Origin of the sequence: Labrys sp. LIt4, assembly GCF_017813775.1 — a bacterium.
Classification (GTDB): Bacteria; Pseudomonadota; Alphaproteobacteria; order Rhizobiales; family Labraceae; genus Labrys; species Labrys okinawensis_A.
The window spans coordinates 184,477-196,527 of sequence record NZ_JAGIPY010000007.1 but is presented as its reverse complement, the minus strand read 5'-3'; the positions used below and the strand labels follow the sequence as shown (position 1 = coordinate 196,527).

The window sequence follows — 12,051 nt, the reverse complement described above, 5'->3', positions numbered from 1 at the left end:
AACACGCATGCAGGACGTGCTCTCCGCTTTCCGTCCCGGCCTGTTCGAAGGCAAGACCGTCGTGGTCTCCGGCGGCTCCAGCGGCATCGGCCTTGCCATCGCGCAGGGCTTTGCCAGCCTCGGCGCCGAGGTCATCGCGACGGGCTCCACCGAAGCGCGCCTTGCGGCGGCCAAGGCCGCCAATGGCGACCGCTCCATTCGTTTCGAGCAGCTCGACGTCCGCGACAAGGCGGCGGTCGAGCGCTTCTTTGCGGCGCTGCCGGCCCTCGACGTGCTCGTCAACGCGCAGGGCATCGCCCGCCCCGATGCCGAATGGACCGAGGAAACCTATCTCGAAGTCGTCGACGTCAACATGAACAGCGCCATGCGCCTCGCCATGGCGGCCCACCCCCTGCTGGTGAAATCGCAAGGGTCAATCATCAACTTCGCCTCGATGCTGAGCTATCTCGCCGATGACAGCGTGCCGGCCTATTGCGCCAGCAAGACCGGCATCGTGGGGCTTACCCGCGCCCTCGCCCACAAATTCGGCCCCGAAGGAATCCGCGTCAACGCCATCGCGCCCGGCTATCACCGCACCGACATGACCAAGCCTTTGTGGTCCGACCCGGTGCCGGCGGGCAAGATTGCCAGCAAGGCGGCGCTCAAGCGCTGGGGCACGGTCGACGATCTCGTCGGCACCGCCCTGTTCTTCGCTTCGCCCGCCTCGATCTTCGTGACCGCCACCACGCTGCCCGTCGACGGCGGCTACGTCGTCAGCGGCTTCTGACGGGAAAAGTTCCAGCAACCGGCCTGAAGCAACACCGCCCGGCAAGCCGGGCGGTGTTCTCGTTCATTCTCATTCACAAGGCGGTGCGCCCTGGCCGCCACAACGGCGCTGGCGTCCGCCGCCACCCGCGGCCGGACCACCTTCTTCCGGTGCCGGCCGCATCCGCTGCATCGGCCGGGGTGCCCCGCCGTCGAGGTCGGGCTGCGCCCGCGGCAGCCGATTCTGACGCGGCGCATTCACGGCCGGTTCCATATCCGGCGCTGGGTTCAAGCGCTTCTGGCGCGGCATGGCTGCCCCACCTTCGTCACCGCCGCCTGGCTGGAGGCGCGGCCGGCGGCCGGACGGCTGGGCCGGCTCATCCGGTTGCGCAACCCCGGCATCGGGCTGGCGTGGGCGACGGCGGCCCGGCTGGGGCTGCGGCTGCCCGCTGCCATCCGGCAAGGCCCGTCCGGCTGGTGGCAAGGGCTCGCCAAGGCCCTGTCCTTCCTGGGCCGGGCGACGCTTGCGACCTGCCGGCTGCGATGGCGCACCGGCATCCGGCGCGGCCTGGTCCTCGGGGGTGACGCCAGGCCGCGGAGCCTGAGCGCCGTCATCCTGGGGCTGCCGGCCCTTTGGCCGTTTACGACCGGGAAGCGGCTGCGACTCGTCGGCTCCCGGCAGGGGCTTGCCGAGTTGCTGGCCGTTCTCGGCCGGAGGCTGGGCGGTACCGTCCGGCTGCGGCTGCCCCGGCTTCAGGCGGCCCTGACCCTTCTGCCCCGGGAGGGGTTTTTGGGGCTGGGTCTGATCCGGTTGGCCCTCGGGCAGGGGTTGGCCGAGCTGCCCGGGCTTGCCGGCTTTGCCGCCGGGCTGCAGACGACCAGGCAATGGCTTTCCGGCGAGCGGCGGCTTGCCATTGTCGAGCGGCAGCGCCTCGCCGTTCATGCCAGGCAGGGCCTTGCCGGGCTGGCGCTGGCCCGGCCTGGTTTCATCCGGCTGGGCGGCCTGGCCCGGCTGGGCTCGTCCCGGCAGCAGCCGACCGGGCTGGCCCGGCTGAGCCTGCCCCGGTTTCACCGTATCAGGCTGTACGGCCTGTCCGGGTTGACCTTCCTGTCCCGGCAGCACTCGGCCGGGCTGGCCTTCCTGGCCAGGAAGCGCTTCGCCTGGACGAACCTGTCCCGGCAGAAGGCGCCCCGGCTTCTGCGGTTCGCCGGGGGCCGGAGCCAGGCCGGGCTCGCCCGGCTGTGGCGCCGCCGTCGGCTGCGTCATGCCCGGCTGGCCACCCCGTCCGCCCCGATTGCGCAGGAAGGGCGGCAGGGCGACACGGGCCGCAGCAGCGCCCGCACCGACGGCGATCGCCGCGCCGGCCGCCTTCTCTCCGGTCGTCAGACCGCCCTCGCCTTCCTGCGGCCGCATGCGCTCCGGAGGAGCCTCCAGCGTCTCGTTGATGACGGTGGCGTTGTGGATGTTGTTGAAGATGAAATTCTGCGGAGGCGGCTCGACATAGCGCGGCGGCCGCACCCATTCCGGCACCGCCACATAGCGCGGCGATGGCAGCACATACGCATCGACCGGCGGCGGAGGCGGCGGCAGCTCCACGAAATCGCGGGGCGGCGGCGGCAGGAAGATCACCGGCGGCCGCGGAGGCGGCGGCAGGTCGAATTCCGGATCGGAGAAGACGATCACCGGACGTTCGACATAGACGATCTCGACTTCCGGCGGCGGCGGCACGTCATATTCGATCACGTCGAAACGCGCCGGCGGCTCGATTTCGGCCGACAGATATCTCAGGCGGCGGCGGGCGTCCCAGGCATGGGGGCCGCGCGGATAGCGCTTGAGATAGGACCAATAGGCATTGGGTGTGTCGCGCTTCCAGGTCTCGTGCCAGGTGATGGCCTCGCGCCGGGCGGCCACGATGGCGCGCACCCGCTTGGCCATGGGATCGCGCGGAAAGGCGGTCAGGAAGTCCTGATAGCCCTGCATGGTGTCCCGGTCCACGGCGGCGACATAGGCATCCCGCGCGTCGAAATCGGCGATGCGCTTGGATTGCATCGCTCTCTCTTCTTCCAGGGAAACCTGCGGAGCGGGCGCATCGGCCGTACGGTCGAAGAAGGCGAAGGGCTCGCCAAGCTTCGAGGCGCTCCAGGGCAGCACGGCACCATTGGTCTTCTCGCTCACCCGCAGCCGGGTGCGGTCGAACACCTCGGCGATCGGCAGCCCGCCCGTGCGCATCATTTCGGCGAGGGCCTGGGCATAGGCGCCATAAGGCCCTTGTTCGGCCGGCGCTACCGTGCCGGGCGCCGCATTGAAGGCGATCAGGCCATTGGGTTCGGCATCGACGAGCGCCAGCCCGCCAGCGAGAGGCTGGTCGCCGCGGGCGAACTGGTTTTCGCGCGCACCGTCAATCACCACGATGCTGGCCTTCAGCTGCAAGGCGCCGAGCGGCCGAATGAAATCGGCGAGCCGTACGGCCTCTGCCGGCACGGCAGCGGGTGACTGAATGGCAGCGTCGACGGGCACGAAGTAATTCTGCCCTTCCGACTGCAGGCCATAACCGGCGAGATAGACGAAAGCCACCGTGTCGGGGCCCGATGCGGAGGCTTTGTCGAGGAATTCACGGAACGCCTTGCGCAGCGACTCCTGGTCCAGGTCCCGGGCACCGGTGACGTCGAAACCGGCGGCCTGCAGAGTCTGGGCGATCAGGCCGGCGTCATTGGCGCTGGTCGCCAGGGGCCCGGCCTTGTAATCGGCATTGCCGATGACGAGGGCAATGCGCTTTTCGCCCTGGCTCTGTGCCCGGGCAGGTTGCAGCGGCAAACTCGCCGCCAGCAGGATGAACAGGAGCGCAAAGGCGCTGCGAAACGTCGCGGACATTGATCTGGCCCTCTTGGTTTCCACCCGGCATGGGCCGAGCTCGAACGGCTCTTGGCCTGTGAGTACAACCTAAGCGATAGCCTAGCCAACTTGTATGGCGTGTGAACCAAAAGGGGCTGTTTTGGGGCGGTGTGGGGGCAATAGAGAGGCCGGGGCGCCAGAGACCCCAGATCGAGGTCAATTCTGGTCCTGGCAGAGGATGACCGGCGAAGCCAGCGCGGCGACATAGCCGGCCCCCTGATAGACCTGGGCGTTGTTGGCGCCCGGCGGCAGCAGGAAGGAGCCGCTCACCACCTGCGGGACGTTACCGACCTGCAGGAGGCTCCAACTGAAATTGCACAGCTGCGCCGGCTTGGTCGGCGCGAGGTGGGAGCAATTGAGCAGCGCAGCCCCCAACATGGCAGCGCCGCCGCAGCTGACGAAGCGCGGGGCGGCGGCCGCAGGATGCGTACCGAGCACCAGCGCAAAACAGGCCGCGCCCACCAGGCCAGCCGCGGTCAGCGCCGAACCCCGATCAAATCTCGCGTGATCAGCAGCCATTTTTCGGTTCCGCACCATCTGCGCGATTGCATTCGAGGCATCCTTGTTATAATCATGCCTAAAGATAAGCAAGCTTATAATTAGAAGGGCATGTTCTAGAGATGCTCAATCCGCCCACCCTCGGCTTCATCCTGCATGACGTCGCCCGCCTGATGCGCAAGCGCTTCGAGCAGCGGGCCGGCGATATCGGCTTGACGCGCTCGCAATGGCAGACGCTCGCCTTTCTCTCCCGCAGCGAGGGCATCCATCAGAGCGGGCTGGCCGAACTGCTCGAAATCGAGCCGATCACTCTGGTGCGCATTCTCGACAAGCTCGAGGCGCGCGGGCTGATCGAACGGCGCCAGCATGCGAGCGACCGCCGGGTCTGGCTGCTCTTCCTGACGCCGGCCGCCCATCCCATTCTCGCCGAGATGCGCGTTCTCGGCGACCGGACGCGGGCGGAAGCCCTGGCGTCCATCCCAGACGAAGACCGCGTGAAACTACTCGACACCCTGACGCAGATGAAGGCCAACCTTCTCGAAGCCTGCCGCCAGCCGGTCGACGAGAAGGAGGCAAATCATGGCTGACGGCAGCAACCAGACCCAGAAACTCGAAAACCCTATCGAGATCGACGGCCTCTCCGGCGACAAGGCCAGTCGGGACACGGCCACGCCGCAGCCGGCCAAGATGCGCAGGCGCTCGCTGACCCGCCCCCTGCTCTTTGCCCTGCTTCCCGTCGCCCTCGTGGCAGGCGGCTATTTCTACGTCACCGGCGGGCAGGTGATGGAGACGGACAACGCCTATGTGCAGGCGGCGATGGTCGGCATATCCACGGACGTCGCCGGCACGGTGGTGGAGATCGACGTCGTCGAGAACCAGGCCGTCAAGAAGGGAGACGTGCTCTACCGCATCCGTCCCGACAGCTACCGCACGGCCCTGGAAGGGGCGGAGGCGCAGCTCGGCACCGTGCGCAACCAGGTCCTGACCCTGCAGGCGAGTTATGCCCAGGCCGAGGCGCAGATCGAGCAGGCCAAGGCGGACATTCCCTATTATGAGGCGCAGTTCAAGCGCCAGCAGGACCTGCAATCCTCCAGCGCCGCCTCCAAGCAGAGCTTCGACCAGGCCAAGCATGATCTCGATGCGGCGCGCCAGAAGGTCATCGTGGCGCAGGCCAATGCCCAGGCCATGCTGGCCCAGCTCGGCGGCGACGCTTCTCTGCCGGTGGAAAAGAACCCCTTCTACCTCCAGGCCCAATCGGCCGTCGACAACGCCAAGCGCGACCTCGGCGACACCATAGTCCGGGCGCCGTTCGACGGCATCGTCACCAATGTCGATGCCCTGCAGCGCGGCGCCTATCTCAACGCCTCCCAGCGCGCCTTCAACCTGGTCTCCACCACCAATATCTGGGTGGACGCGACCCCGAAAGAAACCGAGCTCACCTATGTCAAGCCCGGCCAGCCGGTCGAGATCTCGGTCGACACCTATCCGGGCGTGACCTGGACCGGCACGGTCGAGACCATCAGCCCGGCCTCCGCCTCGAGCTTTTCCCTGCTGCCTGCACAGAACAGCTCCGGCAATTGGGTGAAGGTGGTCCAGCGCATTCCCATGCGCATCAGCATCGATCCCGCGCCCGACAAGCCGGCCCTGCGTGTCGGCATGAGCGTGGTGGTCGGTGTCGACACCGGCCATGCCCGCGGCCTGCCCAGCTTCGTGACGAGCTGGTTCGGCCAAGACAAGCCTCAAGGCAACCACCAGGCCGGCTGACGATAACGCCGTCGCGCCTCGCCGTGCGCCGGCCCGCATTTTGAGCACCTGTTTATTTCATCACCTATAATCCCAGATCGTTGCGAACGAGGCCTGCCATGAGCGCATCCGCCACCGCGAGCGCCGGCCCAATCTCCAGTCCCGCTCTGCCTGCCCCCAAGGTGGCCAATCGCGGCGCCATCACCGCCTGCGTCATCCTGGCGGTGATCATGCAGGCGCTCGACACCACCATCGCCAATATCGCGCTGCCCCATATCCAGGGCAGCGTCGCCGCCAGCCAGGACCAGATCAACTGGGTGCTGACCTCCTATATCGTGGCAGCGGCGATCATGACGCCGCCCTCCGGCTTCCTCGCGGCCCGGTTCGGCCGCAAGCGGCTGCTGCTCGTCTCCATCATCGGCTTCGTGGTCGCCTCCATGCTGTGCGGCATGGCGCAATCCCTGGTGCAGATCGTCGGCTTCCGCCTGATGCAGGGCGTGTTCGGCGCCGCTCTCGTGCCGCTGGCCCAGGCCATCATGCTCGACATCTACACGCCGGAGGAGCGCGGCGGAGCCATGGCCGTATTCGGCGTCGCCGTGATGGTGGGCCCCGTGCTAGGCCCCGTCATCGGCGGCTGGCTCACCGACCACATTTCCTGGCGCTGGATCTTCTATATCAATCTGCCGATCGGCCTCGTCGCCATGCTCGGCGTGATGGCCTTCGTCACCGAGACCCGCAGCAGCACGGCCGTGAAGCTCGACTGGCTCGGCTTCGGCATGCTCTCCATCGCCATCGGCGCGCTGCAGGTGCTGCTCGACCGGGGCGAGCAGCTCGACTGGTTCTCCTCGGGCGAGATCCAGCTCGAGGCCCTGATCTGCGCCGGCGCTTTCTATATCTTCCTGGTCCACACCTTCACGGGCAAGGATACTTTCGTGAAGCCGCGCCTGTTCGTGGACCGCAATTTCGCCGTCGGGGTGGTGCTGATATCCGCCGTGGGCCTCACTTATTACGCCGCCATGGCGCTGATGACGCCCTATCTGCAATCGCTGATGGGCTATCCCGTGGTGACCGCCGGCCTGGTGATGGGGCCGCGCGGCATCGGCACAATGGTCTGCATGTTCATCGTCGGCCGCCTGGTCGGAAAGCTCGACACGCGCCTGCTCCTGCTGATCGGCTTCGGGCTGACCGCCTGGTCGCTCTACGACATGACCGGCTGGACCCCCGATATTTCGCAATGGCAGATCATCGTCACCGGTTTCGTGCAGGGCGCAGGCCTGGGCTTCCTGTTCGTGCCGCTGACCACGGTGACCTTCCAGACCCTCGACGCCAGCCTGCGCGGCGACGGCACCGGCCTCTACAATTTGTCGCGCAATATCGGCTCCAGCGTCGGCATCTCCATGACCTCGGCCCTGCTGATCGAAAGCACCCAGGCCAACCACGCCGATCTCGTCGCCCACATCACGCCCTACAACCAGGCCCTGCAGGACATGACCCGGGCCAGACTGCTCGACCCGCTGAGCGCCGCTGGACAGACCATGCTCGACGGCATGGTCGGCCAGCAGGCGACCATCATCGCCTATATCAACGACTTCAAGCTGATGATGCTGCTGACGTTGGCCGCGATGCCGCTGGTCTTCTTCCTGCGAAAGGCCGCCAAGCCTGCGGAAATGGATCACAGCATGGCGATGGAGTGAGGGTCATGCCCGCTTTCGCGCCTCCACCGCCGTGATGAAACCGGCATAGCTCCAGGCCAGATGCTTGGCGGAGCTATGCTCGCCGGTCACACGGTCGAATTGCTCGGACATTTCGCCATTGTCGGGCGTGAAGGCACGAATGGTTTCCAGATAGGCATCCCCCCGTGCCTTCAGGCGATCGGCAGCGGCGGGATCCGCCCCCCGCAGGGCCGCCGCGCGCAGATAGCAGAATTCGGCCGCCGCCTGGGTCGAGAAATAATAGGCCCCGCCCGAATAATATTCGTCGCCCCGGTAGCGGCCGAGAGCGATGCCGCGTCCCTCCGGCCGGCCCCGATTGATCGCGTAGTCCTCCTCGAAGATCGCGTCGAGACGATCCAGCGTCGCTTCCATCCGGATGTCGTGGGGCGAATGCGTGGGCAGGGCGCCGCCGGCGTGGATGCCAGCGAGGATGACGGCGATGTCGAGATCCTTCGGCGTCGGCTTGCCGTCCTCGGTCAGCCGCGAACGATAGAAGCCGGGTTCGGGCTGCCAGAAATGATGGAGACGGCCCTGGATCTCGGCCGCATCCGCCCGGGCGCGCTGGGCGGTCGCGGCATCGCCCTGCGCCGCCAGCCAGGAGGCCCCCTCCTCCAGCGCGGCCGCCTCGATTCGAAGCGTATAGTAGTGATGCGCCTTCTCCTCCTCCCAGATGTCGTAGCTCGGCTCGCGCCAATGGGCGAGGACGAAGCGGATATCCTCGTCCAGCAGGGTCGCGATGGCATCATCATGCCTGACGCCGAAGGATCGGCCGGAGGCCCAGCGCAGCACCGCCAGCACACGGGCGGCGATACCGTCATATTGCGGACGGTTCCAGCGCGAGATGTCGAGGGAGCCGTCCGGGTTGACCCGCGTTTCGCCGCGGACCACCACGCTGGCCAGATCGGCATCTTCACGCACGAATTGCCGATAGTCCTCGGCGACCTTTGCCCGCCAATCCGGGCCCTCGACCAGATCGGCGCCCCTGAGGGCGTTGAGCTCCAGGCTGAAATCCACGAAATCGCAGAAATGGACCGCTGCGATATCGCTGTCGAGCCACAGGGGGTCGATCTGACGCAGAGCGTCGATCACCACGGCCGAGTCGCGGTACCAGTGGAAGAAATAGTCGGGATCCGGATCGTAGGAGGCCGGCACGGGCGACGCCACCACCGAGCCCCTTTTCGGAGTGATGGTCTGGCCGAAACCCGGCCGCTCCTTCACCGTGGCCGTGGCGGAGATGGCAAGCTGCATGTTCCGGACGGCAACGGGATATTGCCGCTCGATCCAGCGATCCAGATCCGTGATCACGCTCATCTGCTCTCTCCGATTCCCTGAGCAAAACGCGTCGTCCGAAACGTCAATTTGCTCTAACTCTTTGTTCCGACGTGTCTCTGCGCTTCCTGGCGATTCCGCCCAACCCCGAAACGCTCTGACGATGCTAATCAAGGTGGGGGTTGAACAGAAGCGGCGAGGCGTTAAGCAGGGAAGAGAAGCTGATTTGCGCATCGGCCTGCCGGTCCGGCGATCGGCGACAATCTGCCGAACGAGGAGTTGTGATGAGCCGCATCGAGACCCTGCTGTCCAAGATGACGCTGCGAGAAAAACTCGGCCAACTCAATATGGTTGCCTCGGGCTATGCGGTGACCGGTCCCCTGCTCGGCGGGGATTCGCCGGACGCCATTCGTTCGGGCGATATCGGCAATCTGCTCAACATGGTCGGCGTCGATCACGTCAATGAGGTCCAGCGTATCGCCGTGGAGGAATCGCGCCTCGGCATTCCGCTGCTGCTCGGCTTCGACGTCATCCACGGCCATAAGACGGCCTTTCCGGTGCCGCTGGCGGAAGCCGCCATGTTCGACAGGGCCGCCTGGGCGCGCACGGCGCGCATCGCGGCGGTAGAGGCCTGGAACGACGGCCTCGCCTTGACATTCGCCCCGATGATCGATGTCTCCAGGGACCTGCGCTGGGGCCGCATCGTCGAAAGCGCCGGCGAGGATTCCTGGCTCAACGCCGAGATGGCGATCGCCAAGGTCAAGGGCTTCCAGGGCTCGGACCTCTCGGCCATCGGCTCGATCGCCGCCACCGCCAAGCATTTCTGCGCCTATGGCGCGCCGGTCGCCGGCCGCGAATATGCCTCGGTGGACATTTCGGACCGGGCTCTGCACGAGATCTATCTGCCCCCCTTCGAGGCCGCCGTGAAAGCGGGGGTGGCCGCCATCATGCCCGCCTTCAACAGCCTGGCCGGCATGCCGATGACGGCGCATGAGCCGCTGCTCAAGGGTTGGCTGCGCGACAAGCTCGGCTTCGACGGCGTCATCATCAGCGACTACAATGCCGTGGCCGAGCTGATGAACCATGGCGTGGCCGGCAGCCTGGCCGAGGCCGCCGCCCTCTCCCTGCGGGCGGGCGTCGACATCGACATGGTCTCCAACGCCTATCGCAAGCATCTGCCGGAAGCGCTGTCAGCGGGCCTCATCACCATGGCGGAGATCGACGCCAGCGTGCGGCGTGTCCTCGCCCTCAAGGAACGGCTCGGCCTGTTCGACCAGCCCTATCGGCGCGGCACGGCGCCCCTGGCTGCCATGGCCGGCAACATCGACCATCACGAGGTCGCCCGCGACGCGGCCCGCAAATCCTGCGTCCTGCTCACCAACTACAACGAGGCCCTGCCGCTCACGCGCACGGAGCGCATCGCCCTGATCGGCCCGCTGGCCGATGCCCAGGCCGACATGCGCGGCCCGTGGGGCGGCGCCTCGGTCGCCGAGGACAGCATCACCCTGCGCACCAGCCTCGGCAAGGTCGCCACCGTCGTGGCGCAGGCCGAGGGCGTGAAGATCAACTCGGACGACATGTCCGGCATCGCCACCGCGGTGGAAGCGGCGCGGGTTGCCGACACCGTGGTGCTCTGCCTGGGCGAGACGGCACCGATGAGCGGGGAAGCCGCCAGCCGCGCCCATCCGGAACTGCCGGGCAAGCAGCGCGAGCTCGCCGAGGCGATCCTGGCGCTCGGCAAGAAGGTGGTCGTCGTGCTCTTCGCCGGCCGGCCCCTCACCTTGCCCTGGCTCTTTCACAGCGCCTCGGCCGTGCTGATGGCCTGGTGGCCCGGCGAACAGGCCGGCCCGGCCATCGGCGATCTCCTGATGGGGCAGGAATCGCCCTCCGGCCGCCTGCCGGTGAGCTGGCCCGACGCGGTCGGGCAGGCCCCGCTCTATTACGAGCAATACCCGACGGGCCGCCCCTTCAACCCGAACGACCATTACACCTCCAAATATATCGACGCCCCCAACGCGCCGGCTTTTCCTTTCGGGCATGGCCTCACCTATGGCGCCTTCGCCCTGTCCGGCCTGACGGTGAGCAAGACTGTGTTCGGCCCTGACGATACCATCGAGGTCAGCGCCACGGTGACCAATACCGGCAAGCGGACCGCCCAGGAGACCGTGTTCCTTTTCACGCATGATCTGGTGGCGAGCCTGTCCCGGCCCCTGCTGGAACTGAGGGGTTTTGCCAAGATCAGCCTCGATCCCGGCCAGAGCGGCACCGTCTCCATCGCCTTGGCGGCGAGGGACCTGGCCTTCCCCGGCAGGGACCTGCAGCCAGTGCTGGAAGCGGGCGATTTCGAGATCAAGCTTGGCTCCAGCGCCAGGCGCAGCCAGCTCCTGAACACCCGGGTGACGCTCAAGCTGTGAGCGCCGTCGGTCTGCCGCCACTATCGCTTCGTCGCGGTCCTATACGAGCATGGGAGGCAGGCTGAGGCCTTGCTCGAAACTGAGGGGGCACCGTCAGGGGCGCGATCGAGCGCCGCCTTGGGTGCTCCGCGCGGCTGCCGTCGCGCGCCAGAAGGGGACGCCGGGCCAATCGCCATGACCGGATGCCCGACCCGCTTCCCTCAACGCCTGTCGCAGGTCGGCGCCGGCAGGTAGTCGGGCAGCGGCTCTTAACAACGGAAAAAGCGAGCGATCTTGCCGGAGCCCTGTCGGCTCCGCAGGCAGACGAACGTCCTTGTGGCAACGGGCGGACAGCCCCGCTCCCGCCAATACCGAGGACGAAGCCATGCCGAACGAAACCGCCTCCATCTCCAAGGGTGCCTACTGGACGGGCATCGTGCTCAGCACCCTGGTCGTCGCCTTTCTCATCTTCGACGGCGCCATCAAGCTGGTTCCCCTGCAGGTGGTGATCGACACCATGCAGGGCCTCGGCTATCCGCCCGAACATGCCCGCACAATCGGCGTGATCACCCTCGCCGCCACGGTGCTCTACGCCATTCCGCGCAGCTCGGTCCTGGGAGCGGTGTTGCTCACCGGCCTGCTTGGCGGCGCCATCGCCACCAATCTCAGGGCGGGCACGCCGATCTTCAGCCACCTCCTCTTCGGTGTCTATCTCGGCGTGCTGATGTGGGGCGGCCTCTATCTGCGGGATGGCAGGGTTCGAGCCATCCTGCCCTTGTTCCGCTGAGGGGGGGCTGGT

The 12,051-nt window shown here is 66.9% G+C and carries 9 protein-coding genes; 6 read left to right on the top strand and 3 right to left on the bottom strand.

Annotated elements, in window-relative coordinates; all coding sequences use genetic code 11:
* The first annotated feature begins 7 nt into the window (after positions 1–7).
* Positions 8–766 (top strand): SDR family oxidoreductase, encoded by a 759-nt coding sequence (locus J8I29_RS15415; protein ID WP_209432324.1) that lies wholly within the window; start codon positions 8–10, stop codon positions 764–766.
* A 69-nt stretch (positions 767–835) separates the two neighbouring features.
* Here J8I29_RS15415 and J8I29_RS15410 read toward each other — a convergent pair whose 3' ends face one another.
* Both J8I29_RS15410 and J8I29_RS15405 read right to left on the bottom strand, forming a co-directional pair.
* Entirely contained in the window at positions 836–3,616 is a 2,781-nt protein-coding gene (locus J8I29_RS15410; RefSeq protein ID WP_209432323.1) for a caspase domain-containing protein, read from the bottom strand.
* A 177-nt stretch (positions 3,617–3,793) separates the two neighbouring features.
* A complete protein-coding gene (locus J8I29_RS15405; RefSeq protein WP_105863830.1) occupies positions 3,794–4,156 on the bottom strand; it encodes a hypothetical protein in 363 nt (120 codons plus the stop codon).
* Positions 4,157–4,257: 101 nt separating this feature from the next.
* Here J8I29_RS15405 and J8I29_RS15400 point away from each other — a divergent pair, with 101 nt between their 5' ends.
* From J8I29_RS15400 to J8I29_RS15390, 3 genes are all read left to right on the top strand, one after another.
* The gene (locus J8I29_RS15400) at positions 4,258–4,722 is read left to right on the top strand and encodes a MarR family transcriptional regulator (protein WP_105863829.1); all 465 of its coding nucleotides are present in this window, start codon (positions 4,258–4,260) and stop codon (positions 4,720–4,722) included.
* On the top strand, positions 4,715–5,899 hold the full coding sequence (locus tag J8I29_RS15395) for an HlyD family secretion protein (RefSeq protein WP_105863828.1): 1,185 nt from the start codon (positions 4,715–4,717) through the stop codon (positions 5,897–5,899). The genes J8I29_RS15400 and J8I29_RS15395 overlap by 8 nt, the downstream gene beginning before the upstream one ends.
* Positions 5,900–5,997: 98 nt before the next feature.
* Positions 5,998–7,572: a DHA2 family efflux MFS transporter permease subunit gene (locus tag J8I29_RS15390; protein ID WP_105863827.1), complete on the top strand. Its 1,575-nt coding sequence runs from the start codon at positions 5,998–6,000 to the stop codon at positions 7,570–7,572.
* 3 nt (positions 7,573–7,575) lie between these two features.
* On the opposite strand, the gene J8I29_RS15385 is transcribed toward J8I29_RS15390, so the two are convergent.
* Complete coding sequence (locus J8I29_RS15385) at positions 7,576–8,901, bottom strand: glycoside hydrolase family 15 protein (protein ID WP_209432322.1); 1,326 nt, start codon at positions 8,899–8,901, stop codon at positions 7,576–7,578.
* A gap of 242 nt (positions 8,902–9,143) precedes the next feature.
* On the opposite strand from J8I29_RS15385, the gene J8I29_RS15380 reads away from it, so the two are divergent.
* Positions 9,144–11,273, top strand: coding sequence for a glycoside hydrolase family 3 N-terminal domain-containing protein (locus J8I29_RS15380; RefSeq protein ID WP_209432321.1), 2,130 nt, complete (start codon positions 9,144–9,146; stop codon positions 11,271–11,273).
* Positions 11,274–11,637: 364 nt separating this feature from the next.
* Positions 11,638–12,039, top strand: a complete 402-nt coding sequence (locus J8I29_RS15375) for a DoxX family protein (RefSeq protein WP_105863950.1) — start codon at positions 11,638–11,640, stop codon at positions 12,037–12,039.
* Positions 12,040–12,051 lie beyond the last annotated feature (12 nt).